The following is a 21,022-nucleotide window of genomic DNA, read 5'->3' as shown; positions in this document are numbered from 1 at the left end:
CCCCCGCAGTAACGTCCACCGCCATGAGCAGCTCGCACCCCGGCGCCGCCCCCGTCAACGGCGGCATCTCCTACTGGTACGCCGACGACGGCCTCCCCGACAGCCGCGAACCCCTCGACGGCGACGCGAACGCCGACGTCGTCATCGTCGGCGGCGGCTACACCGGCCTGTGGACCGCGTACTACCTCAAGAAGGCCGCCCCCTTCCTGCGGATCACGGTCCTGGAGCAGAAGTTCTGCGGCTACGGCGCCTCCGGGCGCAACGGCGGCTGGCTCTACAACGGCATCGCCGGCCGCGACCGCTACGCCGCCCTGCACGGCCACGACGCCGCCGTCCGCCTCCAGCAGGCGATGAACGAGACGGTGACCGAGGTCGTCGAGACCGCGCGCGCCGAGAAGATCGACGCGGACATCCATCACGGCGGCGTCCTCGAAGTCGCGTACACCCCGGCCCAGTTGGCGCGCCTGAAGTCCTTCCACGCGGCCGAGCTCTCGTACGGCGAGAAGGACCGGACGCTGCACGGCGCGCGCGAGACGGCGAACCGGGTGCGCGTCGCGGGCGCCGTCGGCTCGACGTGGACCCCGCACGGCGCCCGGCTGCACCCGGTGAAGCTCCTCAAGGGCCTGGCGCGGGCGGTCGAGACGCTCGGCGTCACGATCCACGAGTCGACCCCGGTCACCGAGATCAAGCCGAAGCACGCGGTCACGCCCTACGGCACGGTCCGCGCGCCCTACGTCCTGCGCTGCACCGAGGGCTTCACCGCGTCGCTCAAGGGCCAGCGCCGCACCTGGCTCCCCATGAACTCCTCGATGATCGCGACGGAGCCGCTGACGCCGGAGCAGTGGGAGTCGATCGGCTGGGAGGGCCGCGAGACCCTCGGGGACATGGCGCACGCGTACATGTACGCGCAGCGCACCGCGGACGGTCGCATCGCGCTCGGCGGCCGCGGCGTCCCCTACCGCTTCGGCTCGAAGACGGACAACGACGGCCGTACCCAGGCCCGCACGATCGAGGCCCTGCACGAGATCCTGACCCGCTTCTTCCCCCAGCTCGCCGGTGTCGGGATCGCCCACGCCTGGTCCGGCGTCCTCGGCGTACCCCGCGACTGGTGCGCCACGGTCACCCTCGACCGCTCGACGGGCCTCGGCTGGGCGGGCGGCTACGTCGGCTCGGGCGTCGCCACCGCCAACCTCGCCGCCCGCACCCTGCGCGACCTGGTCCAGCAGGACTCCGGCCAGTCGGGCCCGACCGACCTCACCACCCTGCCCTGGGTCGACCACAAGGTCCGCAAGTGGGAACCCGAGCCCTTCCGCTGGCTCGGCGTCCACGGCATGTACGCCACGTACGCCGCGGCCGACCGCCGGGAGCTGACCACCCACACCACGGACGCATCCCGACTGGCCAGGACGGCAAACCGCATCGCGGGCCGCCACTGACCCCGTCCTCCCGCGCCTCGAGGACTCCCCTGAAACCGGGACGTCCCCCGCGATCGGTGATCGCGGGGGACGTCTTCCGTCCGGTGCGCAGAGCCCCCTGTCGGATTCGAACCGACGACCTTCGCTTTACAAGAGCGGCGCTCTGACCAGCTGAGCTAAGGAGGCAGCCCGAGCAGTGTAACCAAACCCGGCGCCGGGCTCCTCGAAAATCTCGGCGAATCCCACAGCGCCGGACCTACTGACAGACACCTGTCCTGCCGGGTACGGTCCGATCAGTTCACCCGCGTGGACTACACCAGTGCGGCACCGCCGCAGTGGCTCACCACCTTTACAACGGATCGTCCGGCACGTTCCTGCCGGTGAAGGGGGCTTCACAGCCATGGCTTCTGTCACGTTCGACAAGGCGACCCGCGTGTACCCGGGTTCCACCAAGCCCGCCGTCGACGGCCTGGACATCGAGATCGAGGACGGCGAGTTCCTCGTCCTCGTCGGTCCGTCCGGCTGCGGCAAGTCGACCTCCCTGCGCATGCTCGCGGGTCTCGAGGACGTCAACGGCGGAGCGATCCGCATCGGTGACCGCGACGTCACGCACCTGCCGCCGAAGGACCGGGACATCGCCATGGTGTTCCAGAACTACGCGCTCTACCCGCACATGTCCGTCGCCGACAACATGGGCTTCGCGCTCAAGATCGCCGGCGTGAACAAGGCGGAGATCCGGCAGAAGGTCGAGGAGGCCGCGAAGATCCTCGACCTCACCGAGTACCTGGACCGCAAGCCGAAGGCGCTCTCCGGCGGTCAGCGTCAGCGTGTGGCGATGGGCCGCGCGATCGTGCGTGAGCCGCAGGTGTTCCTCATGGACGAGCCGCTGTCGAACCTCGACGCCAAGCTCCGTGTGTCGACGCGTACGCAGATCGCCTCGCTGCAGCGCCGTCTCGGCATCACCACCGTGTACGTCACGCACGACCAGGTCGAGGCCATGACCATGGGCGACCGCGTCGCCGTGCTCAAGGACGGTCTGCTCCAGCAGGTGGACTCCCCGCGCAACATGTACGACAAGCCGGCCAACCTGTTCGTCGCCGGCTTCATCGGCTCCCCGGCGATGAACCTCGTCGAGGTCCCGATCACCGACGGCGGCGTGAAGTTCGGCAACTCGGTCGTGCCGGTGAACCGCGACGCCCTCAAGGCGGCCGCGGACAAGGGCGACACGACGGTGACCGTCGGCGTGCGCCCCGAGCACTTCGACGTCGTCGAGCACGGCGGCGGCGAGGCCTCCAAGACGCTCAGCAAGGACTCGGGCGACGCCCCGGCCGGTCTCGCGGTCTCCGTGAACGTGGTCGAGGAGCTCGGCGCCGACGGCTACGTCTACGGCAGCGCGCGCGTCGGCGGCGAGGACAAGGACCTGGTGGTCCGGGTCAACGGCCGGCAGGTCCCGGAGAAGGGCGCCCAGCTGCACGTCGTGCCGCGTCCGGGCGAGACCCACGTGTTCGCGACGTCCACGGGCGAGCGCCTGTCGGACTGACCCCGGCGGCATCTCCTGCCGACACGCCCCGAGGGGCCCCGCGCCGCGGCGCGGGGCCCCTCGTGCGTTCCGTCCGGCCGGTCGCGCGCGGTGCTCGTTGTCGACAAATACCCCGGCAAATAGGACTTTTGGGCCGGGTGCGTCAACGCCCAAGCAAAGAAACGCAGTTAACCGTCGCTCGGTCGAGTGACTAAATGTCGCCAAATCATCACCGACCGCTACGCTCACTCGCGTGACGCACTCCGCTAACTACACCCAGAGGTCGCGCCGAGCCCGGGGCCAGGGTCCCGCCCGCCGCGCCGCCCGCACGCTCGCCTTCGTCCTGCCGGTGATGCTGGTGCTCTCCGGGACCCTCGCGGTCACCCGGGTCAACTGGTCGGGAGGTTCCTCGGACTCCATCCTGACAGCTTCCGCGCAGGACGTGTCGGCCCGCGCCAAGTCCCGTGCCCCGCAGGACATTCTGCGTGACCGCCTGCTCGAGGAACTCCAGGAGGAGAACCCGGGCGTCGCCCTCACGCACCTGCAGCAGGAGGTGGACCGGCGCCCGTCGCTGGCCAAGCACTGCATGTCGATCGCCAAGGCCCTCGGCCGTGCCGCCGTGCAGGCGTACGGTCCGGCCCGCGCCCAGTCGTACGCCCGCCCGGTGTGCGACACCGCCTTCGCCTCGGGCGTCGCCGGCTTCCGCGGCTGATCCCGGGCGCACCGCCCCTCACCGTCCCACGGGCCGTGCGCGGCTAAGGTTCCGGTCATGACGACCGCCGAACCGGCCGCGCACGGCCCGCACGCTTTCCCGCAGCACCGCCCGACCCAGGCCGTCGTCCTGGCGGGCGGCCAGGGTTCGCGCCTGCGCCCCTACACCGACGACCGTCCCAAGCCCATGGTGGAGATCCCGGGCACCGGGATGCCGATCATCGGGCACCAGCTGGCCTGGCTGGCCGCCGAGGGGGTCACCGACGCGGTGGTGTCCTGCGGGCATCTCGCGGAGGTGCTGCAGGACTGGCTGCGCGACGCGGAGCTGCCGCTGCGGGTCACGACGGCGGTGGAGAAGGAGCCGCTGGGCCGTGGCGGCGGCCTGAAGTTCGCGGCGGCGCACCTGCCGCACGCGGACCGCCCCTGGTACGCGACGAACGGCGACATCTGGACGCGGTTCTCGCTGCGTGAGATGGCCGACTTCCACGCGGAGCGGGAGGCGACGGCGACCCTGGCGCTGGCCCGGCCGCGGATCCCGTGGGGCGCGGTGGAGACCGACGCGTTCGGGCACATCACGGACTTCGTCGAGGCGCCGCCGTCGCCGTTCCTGATCAATGCGGGCGTGTACGTGTTCTCCGCGGAGTTCGCCTCGCTGCTGCCGGACGTCGGTGACCACGAGCGCACGACGTTCCCGCACCTGGCGCGGGCGAAGCGGCTGGCCGGCTTCCCGCTCCCGCAGGGCGCGTACTGGCGGGCGATCGACACGGCGAAGGACCTGACGGAGGCCGCGAAGGAGCTGGCCGCACCGGCCCACTGAAGCGGCCCGCACACGACGGCGGGGCCCCGCACACTCGGTGTGCGGGGCCCCGCCGTCGTGCGGTGCGGCCGGGGTCAGCCGCCGAGCAGGCCGCCGACGAGGCCGGGCTTGTCGGCGCCGCCGCCCCCGTCGGAGCCGGAGCCGCCGCCGTCGGAGCCGCCCGTGGTGCCGCCGCCGGTCGTCCCGCCGGAGGTGGGCCCGCCGGTGCCGTCACCGCCCGCGGGGGGCTGCTGCGGTGTCGTCTGCTGCGGCGGGGCCTGGCCCGCGGTGGTGCCCTGCGTCTGGCTCGGCGTCGTCGTGCCGCTGGTGGCGCCGGCCGTCTCGCGGGCCGCGCTCGGGGCGCCGGACGGGCTCGACGTGGTGCCCTGGGTCGGTGAGCCGACCGCCGACGGGCTCTGCGAGTGGCGCTTCTCCTTGCGGTGGCCGGGCTCGGACGGGAGCGGGGAGCCGGGCAGTTCGTTGCGCGGGGTGTCGCCCGGGCCGGGGGCCGTGACGCGGTCGGCGTCGCGGACGGCGGCGCCGAGCAGCGAGCCGACGAGCAGCGTGGAGCCGATGACGAGCGTGGCGACGACGGTGCCGCGGCGCAGCACGTAGCGGCGCAGTTCGGTGAGGGCGGCGCGGGGGCCGAGCCGCCGCCAGGCGCCGCCGGCGAGCCGGCCGTCGATCGAGTAGACCGGGGCGCCCGCGATGATCAGCGGCGACCAGGCGGCCAGGTAGATGATGTCCGGCGTGTCGTAGGCCGGGACGGTCTTCCAGCTGACGGTGACGAGCAGCGCCGCCGAGAGCAGTGCGCCGAACACGGCGGCGAGCCGCTGCCAGAGCCCGAACACGGTCAGGACGCCGACGATGACCTGGAGGAAGGCGATGGCGAGGCCGGCGCCGACGGGGTGCTGGAGCGCCCAGTCGCGCAGCGGCTCGGCAAGCTCCCACGGGTGCAGGGAGTTGAGCCACTTGACCATGGAGCCGCGCTCGCCGCCGTCGAAGTAGACGGGGTCGCAGAGCTTGCCCATGCCGGCGTAGATGGAGATGAAGCCGAGGAAGACGCGCAGCGGGAGCAGCACGACACCCAGGTTCATCCGGCGGCCCGGGTAGTAGGCGTGGCGTACGGGGCCGTAGCGGCGGGCCGCGCGCTCGTGCTCCGCGTCGCCGTCCGGGCCCTCGAACTCCTCGTCGTAGACGACCTGGTCGAGTTCGCCGGTCTCCTCGAAGGCGCTGCCCGCCTGCCGCATCTGCGGCAGGATCCGGGTGCCGTCGCCGCCGGGACCGCCGGCCTGCCGGCCGATGACGGGCGTCTCCTGCGTCGGCTCGTCGCGGTACAGGTCGAGGTCGTCGGCGAGGTCGCGGTCGAGGTCGACGCGGGGGATGACCTGGGTGGATCCGCCGTCGTCGAGGTCGCCGACCCGGCGGGCGCCCTGCAGCAGCCCGCTGGTGGCGAGGTCGCCGCCGCTCATGACGACGCGGCGGCGGCGTGCGCCGGGGGTGCCCGCGGCGGTGATGACGGGGACGCGCGGGCCCAGGGCGCTCACGTGCCGTGCGATGCGCGGGAGTTGCGTCTGTTGCCCCCGGGGGAGCTGCACGCGGAAGCTCGCGTGGTTGACGATGACCTGCGCCGGGTCGCACGGCACCTTCACCATGCTCAGCGCGGGGCCGTCGTCGAATCCCGACGAGCGATCCCCCGAGGGAGTGCGGGGCGTTCTGGTGTCCACACTCATCTAACCGAGTGATGTGTGTTTAGGACACTGCCTCACGCCCACCGAAATGTCCGGACCCCGTCAAGCCCGGACCGGGCCTGGTCAGGCCCCCGACGGGCGTCGCCGGGGACCCTCGTGGGGCACCTCGCCGGGCGCCCCGTCAGGCGCGGCGGCGGGCCGCCTCGTACAGCACGACTCCGGCCGCGACTCCCGCGTTCAGCGACTCGGCGCCGCCCGGCATCGGGATCCGCACCCGGAAGTCACAGGTCTCGCCGACCAGCCGCGACAGGCCCTTGCCCTCGCTGCCGACGACGATGACCACGGGGCCCTCGAGCGCCGCCAGGTCGCCGACGGTGTGCTCGCCGTCCGCGGCCAGGCCGACGACGGCGATCCCCGCCTTCTTGTACTGCTCCAGGGCGCGAGTCAGGTTCGTGGCGCGGGCGACCGGGGTGCGGGCGGCGGTGCCGGCCGAGGTCTTCCACGCACCGGCGGTCATGCCGGCCGCGCGCCGCTCGGGCACGAGGACGCCGTGGCCGCCGAACGCGGAGACGGAGCGGACGACGGCGCCCAGGTTGCGCGGGTCGGTGACGCCGTCGAGGGCGACGATCAGCGGGTCCTGGCCCTCGTCGTAGGCGGCGGCGACCAGGTCCTCGGGGTGCGCGTACTCGTACGGCGGAACCTGGAGGACGAGGCCCTGGTGGTTGAGCCCGTTCGTCATGCGGTCGAGCTCGGGGCGCGGGGCCTCCATGAGGTGGATGCCGCCGCGCTCGCCGGCGAGCTGGAGCGCCTCGCGCACCCGCTCGTCGTTGTCGATGAACTGCTGCACGTACAGCGTCACCGCGGGCACGCCCTCGCGCAGCGCCTCGACGACGGGGTTGCGGCCGACGACCATCTCGGAGGTCGCCTTGCCGCGGGGGCCGCCGGTGCGGTTGCCGGGACGGCCCTGGGCCCGCTTGGCCTGGGCCGTCGCGATGCGGTTCTTCTTGTGCTTCTTGCGCATCTCGGCGGGCGGGGTCGGGCCCTTGCCCTCCAGGCCCTTGCGCCGCTGGCCGCCACTGCCGACCTGCGCGCCCTTCTTGCCGGACATGCGGCGGTTGTTGTTGGCGGCCATGACCTACCTGTCTCTGCGGAAATCTGTGGATGTACGTCTATGCAGTGTGCCGCCCGATCGCCCGGGCGGCACATTCGCCCGGTCTCAGCGTGCGCCGAGGCTCCAGCGGGGGCCGGAGGGGCTGTCCTCGATGACGAGCCCGGACTGGCCGAGCTGGTCGCGGATCGCGTCGGCCGTCGCCCAGTCCTTGCGGGCGCGGGCCGATTCGCGCTGGTCGAGCACGAGCCGCACGAGGGTGTCGACGACGCCGTGCAGGTCCTCGGTGCGGTCGCCCTCGCCGGCCCAGTGCGGGTCGAGGGGGTCGAGCCCGAGGACGCCGAGCATCGCGCGGACCTCGGCGAGGCGGGCGACGGCGGCTTCCTTGTCGTCGGCGGCCAGCGCGCTGTTGCCCTGGCGGACGGCGGTGTGGATGACGGCGAGGGCCTGCGGGACGCCGAGGTCGTCGTCCATGGCCTCGGCGAACGCGGGCGGCACCTCGTCGGCCGGGGCGACGGTGCCCCCGGCCAGCTCGGTGACGCGCTGGACGAAGCCCTCGATCCGCGCGAACGCGGACTCGGCCTCGCGCAGGGCCTCCTCGCTGTACTCGATGGTCGAGCGGTAGTGCGGGGTGCCCAGGTAGTAGCGGAGCACGATGGGGCGCCAGTGCTTGACCATCTCGCCGACCAGCACGGAGTTGCCCAGCGACTTGGACATCTTCTCGCCGGACATCGTGACCCAGGAGTTGTGCACCCAGTACGCCGCGAACGCGTCGCCGAAGGCCTTGGCCTGGGCGATCTCGTTCTCGTGGTGCGGGAAGATCAGGTCGATGCCGCCGCCGTGGATGTCGAACGCGGAGCCCAGGTACTTGTGGGCCATCGCCGAGCACTCCAGGTGCCAGCCCGGACGGCCGCGGCCCCAGGGCGTCTCCCAGTCGGGCTCGCCCGGCTTGGTCGCCTTCCACATGGCGAAGTCACGCGGGTCGCGCTTGCCGGAGACGCCCTCGTCGGGCTGGCGCAGGTCGTCCAGGTCCTGGTTCGACAGTTCCAGGTAGCCGGGGAAGGACCGCACGTCGAAGTAGACGCTGCCGTCGGCCTCGTACGCGTGACCGCGCTCGATGAGGCCGCGCATCATCTCGATCATCTCGGGCACGTGGCCGGTGGCCCGCGGCTCGTAGGTGGGCGGCAGGCAGCCGAGCGCGTCGTAGGCGTCGTTGAACGCCCGCTCGTTCTCGTACCCGATGGACCACCACGGCCGGTTCTGCTCGGCCGCCTTGCGGATGATCTTGTCGTCGATGTCCGTCACGTTCCGCACGAACGTCACGTCGTAGCCGCGGTACGTGAACCAGCGGCGCATGATGTCGAAGTCGAGGCCGGAGCGGATGTGCCCGATGTGCGGTGCGGCCTGCACGGTGGCGCCACACAGGTAGATCGAGACACAGCCCGGCGTGAGCGGGGTGAAATCACGGATCTGCCGGGCGCTGGTGTCGTACAGGCGAATCGTCACCCCTCCAGGGTAGTGGCCCCGGCCCCGTGCCAGGGCCCGCACCCCGAGCCCGCCCCGGACAGCCGGGCCGCGGCGTCAGAGGCGGCCCACCACCTTGCGGGGCCGGACGCGGACCACGACACGCTCCGCGTCGTCCGCCGCGTTCGCGTTGAACTCCGCGTACGGCGTGCCCGTGTACTTCAGCGACAGCTCGTCGATCAGCTCCTGGCCGCCCTGCGAGGTGATGTCCGCGGTGCCGCGGATCTCCGCGTACGCGTACGGGTTGTCCGCAGGCTGGACCAGGATCGTCACCCGCGGATCCCGCCGCAGGTTTTTCTCCTTGCGGCGGCCCACCGTCGTCGAGAACAGCACGTCGTCACCGTCCCGCTTCACCCACACAGGCGACACCTGCGGACTTCCGTCCGGCTGGACGGTGGCAACCCCGATGAAGACCTTGCTGTCGAGCAGCGCCTTGAGTTCGTCGGACAGCTGGGCGGACATGGCCTCACTCCTCGTTCCGTGACGGTGACTGACGTGGTGCCGATCCTGCGGGAACAACGCGGTCCGCGCCGGTATTTCGGCGTTCCCGTCGCACGGGTGTCACACGGCGGCGCGGACCACCAGTGCCGTCGCGACCGCCATCAGGCCCTCGCCGCGGCCGGGGAAGCCGAGGCCGTCCGTGGTGGCACCCGACACGGAGACCGGGGCGCCGGCCGCCTCGGAGAGGACCTTCTGTGCCTCGTCGCGGCGCTTGCCGATCTTGGGCCGGTCCCCGACGACCTGCACCGCGACGTTGCCGACGACGAAGCCGGCCTCCCGCACGATGCGGGCCGCCTCCGCGAGCAGCGTCACACCGGACGCGCCGGACCACTCGGGCCGGCCGGTGCCGAAATGCTGCCCGAGGTCGCCGAGCCCGGCGGCGGAGAACAGGGCGTTGCACGCGGCGTGCGCGACGACGTCGGCGTCGGAGTGCCCGGCGAGCCCCGGCCCCTGCCCCTCCCACTTCAGGCCCGCGCACCACAGCTCGCGGCCCTCCTCGAAGGCGTGGATGTCGGTGCCGATGCCGACCTGCGGCAGCACCGGGTGCGGGTCAGAAGCCATCGTTGGCCCTCCTGCGGGCGAGGACGGTCTCGGCGAGGACGAGGTCGAGCGGCCGGGTCACCTTGAACGCCTCTTCGTGGCCGGGCACGAGCACGACCTGGAGGCCGAGCTTCTCGACCATCCCGGCGTCGTCGGTGACGGCGTCGGTGACGGTCTCGTGGGCGCGTACGAGGGTGGCGTGGTCGAAGCCCTGCGGCGTCTGCACCGCGCGCAGCCGGGCCCGGGCGGGTGTGGCGACGACGGGCTCGGGCGAGCCGTCGGTGCTGGGCACGACCTCCTTGACGGTGTCGGCGAGGGGCAGCGCCGGCACGACGGCAGGGGCGCCGTCGCGGACCGCCTCGATGACCGCGTCGACCGTGTCGACGGGCACGAGCGGGCGCGCGGCGTCGTGCACGAGCACGATGTCGATGCCGCCGGGCAGGGCGTCGAGCCCGAGCCTGACCGACTCCTGCCGGGACTCGCCGCCGGGCACGACGAGGAAGTCGGTGCTCTCGGGCAGGGTGTGATCGGCGAGGAGGCTCTTGACCTCGGCCGCGCCGTCGGGCGGCGCGACGACCACGACGACGGACACGGCGCGGGACGCGGCCATGGCCCGTACGGCGTGGATCAGCATGGGGGTGCCGCCCAGCGCGCGCAGCGCCTTGGGGGCACCGGGGCCGAGGCGGACGCCCCGGCCGGCGGCCGGGATCACGGCCGCGGTGCGGGCGTCACCGGCTACGGGACGCGTTTCGTCAGACATCGGTTCCGTTCAGGTTTGTACGCTCGGGGGTGGTGGGTATGGCCACATCGTGCCGGGCGCAGGCCTTGACCGGACCCCTTCCGTGACATCCGGTCGAGCCAGCCGCCCGGGCCCGGCACACCGAGTACGCACCGATGAGGCCGGAGGACCGGCGCCGTGGTGCGGGGGTGGCGGACCGTGGGGGACGCGAGCCGGCGCGCACCGGCAGGGATGCGGGTTCCGGGTACGGACATGCCGCAGCGCCCGGCGACACCATCAGGGTCATCGGGCACCACGGCATGTTTTCTACGCGGCTACGGCGCGCGTCAGGACGCCAGGACCTCGTCGAGCAGGGCCTCGGCCTTGTCCTCGTTCGTGTTCTCCGCGAGCGCGAGCTCGCTCACCAGGATCTGCCGAGCCTTGGCGAGCATGCGCTTCTCACCTGCGGACAGTCCGCGCTCACGCTCCCGGCGCCACAGGTCACGCACTACCTCCGCGACCTTGATGACATCACCGGAGGCGAGCTTCTCCAGGTTTGCCTTGTAACGGCGCGACCAGTTCGTGGGCTCCTCGGCGTACGGCGCGCGCAGCACCTCGAAGACCCGGTCGAGCCCGTCCTGACCGACCACATCACGCACGCCGACGAACTCCGCATTGTCCGCTGGCACACGTACCGTCAGGTCGCCCTGGGCGACCTTCAGCACCAAGTAGGTCTTGTCCACGCCTTTGATCTGGCGAGTTTCGATAGCCTCGATCAGCGCGGCCCCGTGATGGGGATAGACCACGGTGTCGCCAACCTTGAACGTCATGTGACAGGTACCCCTTCCGTGGCTATCCAGGGTAACACGGAAACTGCGCGTTCTGAATGGCGTTTTCGCAGGTCAGGGCATATCTCGGGGCTTGACAACAACAACAGGAACGTGCTGCGGAGGGGTAGCGGAGGACGGTATTCGCAGGTGGGAGCCACTGTCCGACGAAGCCGAAACCTGCCCGTCTGGGGCCCTCCGGAGGGCCCGCCAAGGGCCGAACGTCCCGTTTTGTGTGGTTCGAAGCGCTGAACTTCCGCTACTCCGTTCGCGCCGCCGGAGGTCCGTTCGAGTCGAATCCGGAATTGATCACCGGGATTCACGGCACCCGGTGATCGTTTTTCCTGACCGCTGCGCATTCCTTACGGGAAATCCGCGGGCCCCCCACCTGGAGCGCGGCCAATTGAATGGTGGACAAGGGATGCCGGAACGCGGGCGCGCCGGGTGGCCCGCGCGTCCGTCCGGGGACGGGAGAACGGCGTGACACCCCCTAGAGGCGGGTCGGGTGCGGCGGCCGGGGGACGGCTCGGTAACCTAAGGCCGCTGACAGACCCTTAGGACGGCTTTACCTCCCTGTCGGTGGTGCCGTCCGATCCACCCAGTCCGCCCCCGTTCAAGGAGTTGCCGCCGCCGTGAGCAGCAGCCTTCGACGCGGCGCCCTCGCCGCCGCCGCCATCGCGTTCTCGATCGCCTCGCTCGCCGCGTGCGGCGCCGGCAACAACGCCCAGACGCTCGAGGTCAAGCCCGACAACGCAGCGATCACGGTCGGCGACATCAAGGTCCAGAACGCCACCGTCATCACCCAGCCGGACCTCGAGTCCAAGGGCCCGGCCGTGGTCACCGCCACGCTCTTCAACAACGGCACCGAGGCGCAGACCCTCGACGCGATCACCGTCGACGGCGTCGGCAAGACCGCGAAGCTCACCGGCGCCAAGGGCGCCGCGAAGATCGAGGTCCCGGCCGGCGGCTCGGTCGTCCTCGGCGGCAAGGGCAACGCCACCGCCGAGCTCCCCAACAGCCGCACCGCGGTCCTGGACGGCAACGCGCAGGCGATCACCTTCCGCTTCAGCGGTGCCGGTGCCGTCAAGCTCAAGGCGTTCGTGGTGCCCGCCGAGTCCTACTTCCAGAAGTGGGGACCCAGCGAGATCCCGGCGACCCCGTCGGCGCCCGTCTCGTCCCCGGCCGGCTCGAAGACGCCGTCCGGCGAGGCCACCGCGTCCGAGTCGGCGACCGGCTCGGCGACGGACGCCGCGACCGGTTCCGCGACGCCGGAGGCCGGCGGCGCGGCGGCGGGCTCCGAGAGCCCGGCCGCGGGCCGCTGAGCGACCCGCACCCGCACAACACCACGCCCGGAGGGCGGCTCCCGACCTGGGGAGCCGCCCTCCGGGCGTGTGTGCGGGCCCGCGGGCGGGCCGGGCCGGCCTACGGCTCGAACTTGTAACCCAGGCCGCGGACCGTCACCAGGTAGCGCGGGGCTCCCGGGTCGGGCTCGATCTTGGCGCGCAGGCGCTTGACGTGGACGTCGAGCGTCTTGGTGTCGCCGACGTAGTCCGCGCCCCAGACCCGGTCGATGAGCTGCATGCGGGTGAGCACGCGGCCCGCGTTGCGCAGGAGCATCTCCAGGAGGTCGAACTCCTTGAGCGGGAGGTCGACCTTGGAGCCGCCGACCGTGACGACGTGCCGGTCCACGTCCATCCGGACCGGGCCGGCCTCCAGGGCCTGCGGCGCGACCTCCTCCGGCTCGCCGCGGCGGCGCAGGACGGCCCGGATGCGGGCCACCAGCTCGCGCGAGGAGAAGGGCTTGGTCACGTAGTCGTCGGCTCCTATCTCCAGGCCGACGACCTTGTCGATCTCGCTGTCCTTGGCGGTCACCATGATGACCGGCACGTTGGAGCGGCCGCGCAGCTGGCGGCAGACCTCGGTGCCGGGCAGGCCGGGCAGCATCAGGTCGAGCAGCACGAGGTCGGCGCCGTTGCGCTCGAACTCGTCCAGGCCGTCGGGCCCGGTGGCCGCGATGGCGACCTCGAAGCCCTCCTTGCGGAGCATGTAGGACAGGGCGTCGGAGAAGGACTCCTCGTCCTCTACGACGAGCACTCGGGTCACGGAAGGACCTCCGGGGCGGCAGGAATGGATTCGTATGCGGTTGTGTGTCCGGGCCCGTGTGCGTCGTCTTCGTCGCGTACGTCTCCGGGGCCTGATGCGGTGGTCTTGCGGGAACCGGTGGCCGCGGCCGCCTCGGGCAGCCGCAGCGTGAAGGTGGAGCCCTGTCCCTCGGAGCTCCACACGGTGACCTCCCCGCCGTGCGAGGCGGCCACGTGCTTGACGATGGCGAGGCCGAGGCCGGTGCCGCCGGTGGCACGGGAGCGGGCCGGGTCGACGCGGTAGAAGCGCTCGAAGATGCGCTCCTTGTCCTTGTCGGAGATGCCGATGCCCTGGTCGGTGACGGCGAGTTCGATGAGGTCTCCGCCGGGTGCGCTCACCCGGCGCACGGCTATCCCGACGCGGGTGCGGGCGGGTGAGTAGTTGACCGCGTTCTCGACGAGGTTGCCGAGGGCGGCGGCGAGCTGGCCGCGGTTGCCCCACACGTTGAGGTCGGCGGTGCCGCCCGCCCGTCGTCCGCCGTCGCCCTTCTCGGCTCCCGCGGACACCAGCGTGTTCGTCGCCATCGTGATCTGCTTGCTGGCGGCGGGCTGGCGGCAGCGGTCCATGGCCTCGGCGACGAGTTCGTCGACGCGGACCGGCTCGGCGTCCTCCAGCGGGTCGTCGTTCTGCACCCGGGAGAGGTCGATGAGCTCCTGGACCAGGCTGGTCAGGCGGGTCGCCTCGATCTGCATGCGGCCGGCGAAGCGCTCGACGGCCTCGGGGTCGTCGGAGGCGTCCATGACAGCCTCGGACAGCAGCGAGAGGGCGCCGACCGGGGTCTTCAGCTCGTGGCTCACGTTGGCGACGAAGTCGCGGCGGACGGCCTCGATACGGCGTGCCTCGGTGAGGTCCTCGACGAGGAGCAGCACCAGGCGGGAGCCGAGCGGGGCCACGCGGGCGGACACCGCGAGGGTGTCGCCGCGTCCGGTGCCGCGGCGCGGCAGGTCGAGCTCGACCTGGCGTATCTCGCCGTCGCGCCGGGTGTCGCGGGCCATCTGCAGCATGGGGTCGACGGCGAGCTTGCCGCCGCGCACGAGGCCGAGGGCGTACGCCGCGGAGCTGGCCTTGACCACGCTGTCCGCCTCGTCGAGGACGACGGCGGAGGAGCGGAGCACGGACAGGACCGTGTCGACGCCGGGCGGAAGGACCGGGTCCGTGTGCAGGGAGGTGCGGGTGGGGCGCTTCTGGTCGCGTTCGCTCCAGCGGAACGCCAGCATCGCGATGACACCGGTGCACACCCCGGCGATCGCTGCCGCTGCGGCGACCGCCGCGTTCACGTCCATGTCTTCAGGTTATGCGGCACGGGCGACTCCTCCACAGCCGTCCGGGTGGCAGCTCGAACACTCGTCGCCCAGAGTTCACCTGGGGTACGGGGGCGATTCACTTGCGGTGCCGGATCCGGACGCGTACAGGGCCGAACGTGGGACCGTGGGGCTGCCCCGGCCCCCGCACAGAGTCAGAGAGGGACGTTCGTATGCGTGACGCGTACCACGAGGAACTGGACTCGATCGGCGAGGGCCTGGTCGAGATGGCCCGCCTTGTCGGGTCGGCGATCGGGCGCGCCACCACGGCCATGCTCGACGCCGACCTGAAGCTCGCGGAGTCCGTGATCGCCGCCGACCAGAAGGTGGACGACCTCCAGCACGACCTGGAGGCCCGGGCCATAGCGCTGCTCGCCCGGCAGCAGCCGGTGGCGACCGATCTGCGGATCGTGGTCACCTCGCTGCGGATGAGCGCCGACCTGGAGCGCAGCGGCGACCTCGCGCAGCACGTGGCGAAGCTGGCCCGGCTGCGCTTCCCGGACCGGGCCGTGCCGCACGACCTGCACGCGACGCTCCTGGAGATGGGGCAGCTGGCGCAGCGCCTGATGGCGAAGGCCGCCGAGGTCATCATCACCAAGGACGTCGATCTGGCGATGCAGCTGGAGCAGGACGACGACGAGATGGACCAGCTGCACCGCACGCTCTTCCAGCACCTGATGGACGAGAAATGGAAGCACGGCATCGAGACGGCCGTGGACGTGACGCTGCTCGGCCGCTACTACGAGCGGTTCGCCGACCATGCGGTGTCGGTGGCCAAGCGGGTCGTGTACCTGGTGACGGGTGAGCACGCGGACGAGGTCCAGCAGGGCGGCGCCGTGACCGAGGGCGCCTGACCGAGGACACCTGGCCGAGAGCGCCTGACCACCGGCGCCCCGCGCCTCCTCCGCACCGCCTGCCTGAGGTGAACGCACATGAGGGCCCCGCACGCCGGGCGTGCGGGGCCCTCATGTGCGTGGGCAGGTCCGGGTCAGCCGCAGCAGCCGCCGCACTGGCAGGGCGCTCCCGACTGGCAGCCGCAGCCGCAGCCCGAACCGCAGCCGCAGGCTCCGAGCAGCACGAGCTCGGGGACGGGGCGGATCACTTCGACGGACGCTTCGGGAGTCTGATCGGGCCTGGGGGACTCGGCAGCCATGGTTCCCTCCTCGACGGGGCCTCCCTGGACGGAGGTCTCCCCCATTGCATGCCCAGCCGGGCGGGCGCATCAACGGCGCACATGCGCGCACCGGCCGGCCGCCGTGTTCCCGGGAGCGTCCGTCCGAGCCGCGGCGACGCTCGGCCGCACCGCGCACGGGCCGGCCGGGAAACCGCCACGCGCCGCGGGCAGTCGAGCGGCTACGGTGACCCGATGCCCACCGCCACGGCGCTCCTCTTCTGCCGCGATCCGCTGCGTCCGGCCGCCTGCGACCCGCAGTTCGCCGCCGAGGCGGCCGCGGCCCGGGACGCCGGGGCGGCCGTGGCCCTCCTCGACCACGACGCCCTGCTCGCGGGCCGCGCGGACGAGGCGGTACGCCGGGTGCCGCCCGGCCTCGGGCCCGTCCGGTACCGGGGCTGGATGATCCCCGCGCCGCGCTACGCGGACCTGGCCACAGCCCTGGACCGGCGCGGGGCGCGGCTGCGCACCACCCCGGAGATGTACCGGACGGCGCACGAACTCCCGGGCTGGTACGCCGGGTTCGCGTCCGTGACCCCGCCCACCGCGTACGTCCCCTGCGCCCCGCACGCGGTGCCCTCCCCCGCCGGGCTGGCCGCGCTCGCCGCCGTCCTCCCCGCGGGGCCCGGCATCGTCAAGGACTACGTCAAGTCCCGCAAGCACGAGTGGGACGAGGCCTGTCACGTCCCGGACCTCGCCGACACCGCCGCCCTGCACCGCGTCGTGACCCGCTTCGCCGCGCTCCAGTCCGACGACCTCGCCGGCGGCATCGTCCTGCGCGCCTTCGAACCCTTCGACCGGGCCGTGGGCGAGGCGCGCGTGTGGTGGCTGAACGGCGCCCCGCTGCTCGTCACCGCCCACCCCGACACCCCCGCCCTGCGGCCCGAACCGGCGCTGGACGCGTTCCGCCCGCTGGTCGCCGCGCTGCCCTGCCGGTTCGTCACGACGGACCTGGCCCGCCGCGCCGACACCGGCGTCTGGCGCCTGGTCGAACTGGGCGACGCCCAGGTCACCGGCCTCCCCGCCGGGGCGGACCCGGCCCCTTTGATCACCGCACTCACCACCGACTGAGGCAGGCACCATGGCCCCGCAGGACGAACCCCTCACCGTGACGTCCCTGGACGGCCCGGGCGCCGCCGCGGCCGCGGCCGACTTCCGCCGGGTCTACGCGGACGCCTTCGCCGAGCCGCCGCACTGCGAGACCGCCGAGGACGTCGCGGCCGCGTTCGCCCGTTTCCCGGACCTGACCCGGCGGCCGGGCTTCCGCGCCACCCTGGCCCGCACCGCCTCCGGCGAACCGGTCGGCATGGCGTACGGACACCCCGTCCCGCCGGACACCCCCTGGTGGGACGAACTGACCGAACCGGTCCCGGCGGCCCTGCGCCACGAGGACGGCCGCCGCACCTTCGGCCTGATGGAACTCGCGGTCCGCGCCCCCTGGCGAGGCCGCGGCCTCGCCCACCGCCTCCACGACACCCTCCTGACCCCCCTCACCGCGGAACGCGTCCTCCTGAACGTCCACCCGAAGAGCGAAGCAGCCCGCGCCGCGTACCACGCCTGGGGCTACACCCGGGTCGGACAGGCACGGCTGGGGGGCGGACCCGACCTGTACGACATGATGGTGCGCCCGGTCGGCGGGGCACGGTGAGCGCGGGGAGCGGGTCGGGTCACTCCCAGTCGCCGTCGGGTCCGTGGTCGGCTCCGGGCATGCCCAGCACCAGTCCCACCATGTGCCGGTCGAACATGTACTCCCGCCAGTCACCGTCCAGCATGGTGCCGTTCACCACGAACGCGGGAGTCCCGGGTGCCTGAGCGGCCTCGTACGCCCGCTGGGAAGCGCTGACGAAGTCGCGGTACTTCATGGTGCGCACCGCGGAGTCGAACTCCTTGCTGCGCAGCCCCTGCACCTGAGACGCCATGTGCAGCAGGAAGGCATCCGTGTACCCGTCGACCGACTCCTCCGGCTGATGGGCGAACAGGATGTCGTGGTACTCGATGAACTTGCCCCGGTCGAAAGCGGCCCGCAGCGCGTTCGCGGCCCGCACCGACCCGGAACCGCCGAGCCGGTCGTCGAGGAACGAGGCCAGCGTGTACTCGGCCCTGACCTCACCGGAGAGAACCTCTTCGCGCACGGCTGCCGCGCCGCCCGCCTCGTACGCACCGCACACGGGGCAGCGCATGTCCTCGTAGACATGAACGACCTTCTCGGCGGTGGGCGACCCCACTTCGAACGTCGTGCCGTCCTTGTCGAGCCGCTCCGGCAGGTGCGTCATGTAGGCGTACTCGAGTGGATCCGCGGGCCCCTCGGCGTCGGCCCGTGCGGCCCGACCGCACCCGGCGAGCACCGCTGCCGACAGACCGAGCCCCACCGCGACCGCGACGGCACGACGCATTCCTGATCGCATAGACGTTCCCCCCTCTCGGAGATCCTAGGGCGCTGGATCGGGTCCTGGCGGCCCGGCGCCGGCCCGGCGACAGCCCCTGGGCAGCAACAAGCCCCCCGCTCGCGGAGAACACGCGGGCAGGGGGCTGGGAGCGGCGGGCTACTTCTTCTTGCCCTGGGTGTTGCCGGGGATCTTGCGACCTGCGTTTTTGCAGCTCCGGGGCCTGGTCGCAACTGCCTGACCCGTCGTCATTGGTCGTTGTCTGCCGCTGTTGAGCGGCTTCGGACGGCCCAGGGACGGCCCAGCATGCACAATCCTCAGGGGGCTCGTCCAATGGAGATCATTCCCGTACAGCCGACACCTCGCGGTGCTAGCACGACAAGCGCTGAAGGGATGTCAACACAGCAGCCCAGTCGGCGTGTTGGTTGCTGCTAACTTTTACTAATGCGCGTGGGAGTGTACGTAGATGCTTACAACCTCTACTACGGCGGTAGGGGTCTGTGTGGCCGCGGGGTGGCAGGGTGGCGCTGGCTCGACATTCGAGGCTTGGCGACCACTCTGGTTGGTCAGCGGGCTGATTGGCCAGGCGCCGGCGTGGCCCGAATCGTCTACTGCACCGCTCGGATCGATGCCACCACCAATGCCTCCGGGCACCGCGACCAGGACATCTACCTGAAGGCTCTGGCTGCCGCGGGAAGCGTGGACCAGATCGAGTACGGCAAATACGTCTACCGAGTGAAGCAAGCACCCCTGGCTACTAAGGACAGCCACGGGCGCCCACAACTCGTCACCCCGCAGTGGCCGATCATGGTGCAGAACGGTGGCGCACCGTGTAACTCGGCAGTCTTCATGGCTTCGTTTGCCAACCGCGAGGAGAAGGGATCGGACGTCAACGTTGCCACCCACCTCTTGATCGACGTGCTCACGCAGACCGTGGATGCAGCTGTGGTGATATCGAACGACAGCGACCTCAGCTTCCCCCTACGAGAGGCACGCAAGAGGGTCCCCGTAGGCGTGGTCAACCCTTCACGAAGTTACCTTGCTGGCGACTTGCGAGGCGCTGCCAGCGAAGGGGTGGGGAGACACTGGTGGCGGCAGCTTACGCAGCAGGACTTCACCAGTCATCAGCTAAGCGACCCGACAGGGAAGTACGCACGCCCTGTAGACTGGTAGCGACTCGGCGTCACTGAACTGTGCCAACAAAGTTGACAGTCGGGTCGGCGCGTCTTACTTTAGAGACACAAACCACCTGACCCCTTGTGGGTCAGGTTTTTTCTTGCCTGCGCGATCGCAGCGGATTGAGCGTGTCAGCCCCGCCACCTGCGAATATCGCACTCTGTAGCAGTCCACCAAGGCCTTGACCGCACTCCACGGGTGCTCGACATTACGCTCGGTCGCTACGCTTCACCTTCGGTGACCGAGCGTAATGTCGAGCACCCGTGGAGTGCGGGGAATGACCCAATCTTGACCTCTTCATTGCGGAACCTTTGCAAAATCGACGTCCGTGGGCGAGCTGCCAGATGCACCGGATCCTAGGCGAGGGCGATCTTGAAAACCGTCGTGGCGAGAGTCACCGTGGGTTCAAATCCCACACCCACCGCGCAGGTTGAGGGCCCCTGACCAGCAGGATCGGTCGGGGGCTCTCCTCGTTGCTCAGCGCCGTGAGTGACCGTTGTTCCCCGTGGTTCCCCGCGTGATCGGGCACGGGAGGGGCACGGATATTCCGAGCATGAGCAGGTGGAGGGGTCACATACTGGCGTCATGCTCTCGCCATCGCGGTTCCGAGACGCTCGGCACACGAAGTACCACTTCATTGATCACGTGCTCGTGCGCTGTCCGAAGTGCGCCGGGATTGCCCATGTTGCCCCTGCGGTGCCTGCGACGGATGGCTCGGCCCCCTCGGTGTTTGCGCGCCGCCGTCTCGTCTGTCGGGCGTGCGGCCTGACTCGGGATGCGGCCGGGGGAGAGTTTCGCCTCTTCCGGGGGCGTGGTGAAGCCATAGACCCCTACTTCGGGCTGCCGTTGTGGTTGCAGGCGGAGACGCGGCACGGCTGGCTGTGGGCCTACAACCCAGAGCACCTGGAGCTGCTCCGGCAGTTCGTACAGGCGCCGTTGCGTGAAAGAGCCCCATGGGATGCGCAGGTCAAGAAGATGACGGTTGTCGCGCGGCTGCCAACCTGGATCAAGAGCGCAAAGAACAGAGGCGAGGTCCTGCGTGCCATCGACCGAATCCGTTCGACGCTCGCCTGACCACCTCAACCACACCCCTACCCCCGCTCCCATCCCGTCCGCCGTCGACCCACACACCGTGGAGCGGGCGTGGTTCATGGCGTCCAGGTGGAGCGCGCCACTGTACGAACGACCTGGACGCCATGGGCCGCGTCTGCTCGGCTTGGCCTGGGTCGATGGTGGACGGGATGGGAGCCCACCACGCTCGCCACGATGTGCCCGCGGCCGGGAACGGCGCCCCCTCCCACCCGGTGCCGGCCGATCCCCCGCCGGAGGCATCATCTGCGACCGTGGGCCGGATGCGTGTCGGGTGCTCGACTCATGTCCTCCGGGCCTATCCACAGTGGGCGGGCGTCGGCGGGAGCGGGGCGGAGCGGGCCGAAGGCAGGAGCGGCAGCCCCAGCGGGAGCCGGGAGCCCGCCCGGCGGAGCGGAGCGCAGCCGGG

Annotated in this window: 20 protein-coding genes and 1 tRNA gene; 10 read left to right on the top strand and 11 right to left on the bottom strand. The window is 71.5% G+C overall.

The window, feature by feature from the left end:
• Window positions 1-23: 23 nt before the first annotated feature.
• Complete coding sequence (locus GTW43_RS22830; RefSeq protein ID WP_161303889.1) at window positions 24-1,436, top strand: FAD-dependent oxidoreductase; 1,413 nt, start codon at window positions 24-26, stop codon at window positions 1,434-1,436.
• A gap of 91 nt (window positions 1,437-1,527) precedes the next feature.
• Here GTW43_RS22830 and GTW43_RS22825 read toward each other — a convergent pair.
• Window positions 1,528-1,601 (bottom strand) — tRNA-Thr (locus GTW43_RS22825).
• Window positions 1,602-1,815: 214 nt separating this feature from the next.
• Here GTW43_RS22825 and ugpC point away from each other — a divergent pair.
• From ugpC to GTW43_RS22810, 3 genes are all read left to right on the top strand, one after another.
• Entirely contained in the window at window positions 1,816-2,955 is a 1,140-nt protein-coding gene (ugpC, locus tag GTW43_RS22820; RefSeq protein WP_161303888.1) for a sn-glycerol-3-phosphate ABC transporter ATP-binding protein UgpC, read from the top strand.
• 232 nt (window positions 2,956-3,187) lie between these two features.
• Window positions 3,188-3,646 (top strand): hypothetical protein, encoded by a 459-nt coding sequence (locus GTW43_RS22815; RefSeq protein WP_161303887.1) that lies wholly within the window; start codon window positions 3,188-3,190, stop codon window positions 3,644-3,646.
• Window positions 3,647-3,703: 57 nt separating this feature from the next.
• Window positions 3,704-4,462, top strand: coding sequence for a nucleotidyltransferase family protein (locus tag GTW43_RS22810; RefSeq protein WP_161303886.1), 759 nt, complete (start codon window positions 3,704-3,706; stop codon window positions 4,460-4,462).
• A 74-nt stretch (window positions 4,463-4,536) separates the two neighbouring features.
• Here GTW43_RS22810 and GTW43_RS22805 read toward each other — a convergent pair whose 3' ends face one another.
• From GTW43_RS22805 to GTW43_RS22775, 7 genes are all read right to left on the bottom strand, one after another.
• Entirely contained in the window at window positions 4,537-6,174 is a 1,638-nt protein-coding gene (locus tag GTW43_RS22805; RefSeq protein WP_202501828.1) for a DoxX family protein, read from the bottom strand.
• A gap of 139 nt (window positions 6,175-6,313) precedes the next feature.
• Window positions 6,314-7,264, bottom strand: coding sequence for a 23S rRNA (guanosine(2251)-2'-O)-methyltransferase RlmB (gene rlmB / locus GTW43_RS22800; protein ID WP_161303885.1), 951 nt, complete (start codon window positions 7,262-7,264; stop codon window positions 6,314-6,316).
• Between the two features lie 84 nt (window positions 7,265-7,348).
• Complete coding sequence (gene cysS / locus GTW43_RS22795; protein ID WP_161303884.1) at window positions 7,349-8,746, bottom strand: cysteine--tRNA ligase; 1,398 nt, start codon at window positions 8,744-8,746, stop codon at window positions 7,349-7,351.
• A 75-nt stretch (window positions 8,747-8,821) separates the two neighbouring features.
• On the bottom strand, window positions 8,822-9,226 hold the full coding sequence (locus GTW43_RS22790) for a PPOX class F420-dependent oxidoreductase (protein ID WP_161303883.1): 405 nt from the start codon (window positions 9,224-9,226) through the stop codon (window positions 8,822-8,824).
• Between the two features lie 99 nt (window positions 9,227-9,325).
• Window positions 9,326-9,826, bottom strand: coding sequence for a 2-C-methyl-D-erythritol 2,4-cyclodiphosphate synthase (ispF, locus tag GTW43_RS22785; RefSeq protein WP_161303882.1), 501 nt, complete (start codon window positions 9,824-9,826; stop codon window positions 9,326-9,328).
• Entirely contained in the window at window positions 9,816-10,565 is a 750-nt protein-coding gene (gene ispD, locus GTW43_RS22780; RefSeq protein ID WP_161303881.1) for a 2-C-methyl-D-erythritol 4-phosphate cytidylyltransferase, read from the bottom strand. Before ispD ends, ispF begins: the two co-directional genes overlap by 11 nt.
• Before the next feature lie 305 nt (window positions 10,566-10,870).
• On the bottom strand, window positions 10,871-11,353 hold the full coding sequence (locus GTW43_RS22775) for a CarD family transcriptional regulator (protein WP_003953493.1): 483 nt from the start codon (window positions 11,351-11,353) through the stop codon (window positions 10,871-10,873).
• Between the two features lie 629 nt (window positions 11,354-11,982).
• Here GTW43_RS22775 and GTW43_RS22765 point away from each other — a divergent pair.
• Window positions 11,983-12,672, top strand: coding sequence for a DUF461 domain-containing protein (locus tag GTW43_RS22765; RefSeq protein ID WP_161303880.1), 690 nt, complete (start codon window positions 11,983-11,985; stop codon window positions 12,670-12,672).
• A 100-nt stretch (window positions 12,673-12,772) separates the two neighbouring features.
• On the opposite strand, the gene GTW43_RS22760 is transcribed toward GTW43_RS22765, so the two are convergent.
• Window positions 12,773-13,453 (bottom strand): response regulator transcription factor, encoded by a 681-nt coding sequence (locus GTW43_RS22760; RefSeq protein ID WP_161303879.1) that lies wholly within the window; start codon window positions 13,451-13,453, stop codon window positions 12,773-12,775.
• Window positions 13,450-14,775: an ATP-binding protein gene (locus GTW43_RS22755; protein ID WP_161303878.1), complete on the bottom strand. Its 1,326-nt coding sequence runs from the start codon at window positions 14,773-14,775 to the stop codon at window positions 13,450-13,452. Before GTW43_RS22755 ends, GTW43_RS22760 begins: the two co-directional genes overlap by 4 nt.
• A 191-nt stretch (window positions 14,776-14,966) precedes the next feature.
• On the opposite strand from GTW43_RS22755, the gene phoU reads away from it, so the two are divergent.
• From phoU to GTW43_RS22740, 3 genes are all read left to right on the top strand, one after another.
• The gene (gene phoU / locus GTW43_RS22750; protein ID WP_161303877.1) at window positions 14,967-15,647 is read left to right on the top strand and encodes a phosphate signaling complex protein PhoU; all 681 of its coding nucleotides are present in this window, start codon (window positions 14,967-14,969) and stop codon (window positions 15,645-15,647) included.
• Window positions 15,648-16,159: 512 nt separating this feature from the next.
• Window positions 16,160-17,035, top strand: a complete 876-nt coding sequence (locus tag GTW43_RS22745) for an ATP-grasp domain-containing protein (RefSeq protein WP_161303876.1) — start codon at window positions 16,160-16,162, stop codon at window positions 17,033-17,035.
• A gap of 10 nt (window positions 17,036-17,045) precedes the next feature.
• The gene (locus tag GTW43_RS22740) at window positions 17,046-17,612 is read left to right on the top strand and encodes a GNAT family N-acetyltransferase (protein ID WP_161303875.1); all 567 of its coding nucleotides are present in this window, start codon (window positions 17,046-17,048) and stop codon (window positions 17,610-17,612) included.
• Between the two features lie 19 nt (window positions 17,613-17,631).
• Here the strand turns inward: GTW43_RS22740 and GTW43_RS22735 are convergent, their stop codons facing one another.
• Window positions 17,632-18,357, bottom strand: a complete 726-nt coding sequence (locus tag GTW43_RS22735) for a thioredoxin domain-containing protein (RefSeq protein ID WP_161303874.1) — start codon at window positions 18,355-18,357, stop codon at window positions 17,632-17,634.
• Between the two features lie 537 nt (window positions 18,358-18,894).
• Here GTW43_RS22735 and GTW43_RS22730 point away from each other — a divergent pair.
• Both GTW43_RS22730 and GTW43_RS22725 read left to right on the top strand, forming a co-directional pair.
• Window positions 18,895-19,521, top strand: a complete 627-nt coding sequence (locus GTW43_RS22730) for a hypothetical protein (protein ID WP_343246096.1) — start codon at window positions 18,895-18,897, stop codon at window positions 19,519-19,521.
• Between the two features lie 588 nt (window positions 19,522-20,109).
• On the top strand, window positions 20,110-20,598 hold the full coding sequence (locus tag GTW43_RS22725; protein ID WP_161303872.1) for a hypothetical protein: 489 nt from the start codon (window positions 20,110-20,112) through the stop codon (window positions 20,596-20,598).
• The last annotated feature ends 424 nt before the right edge of the window (window positions 20,599-21,022 follow it).

It is taken from the genome of Streptomyces sp. SID5785 (assembly GCF_009870065.1).
In the GTDB taxonomy this organism is placed as follows: domain Bacteria; phylum Actinomycetota; class Actinomycetes; order Streptomycetales; family Streptomycetaceae; genus Streptomyces.
Note: the sequence above shows the minus strand (reverse complement) of the source record. Positions and strands in the feature narration are given on the sequence as shown.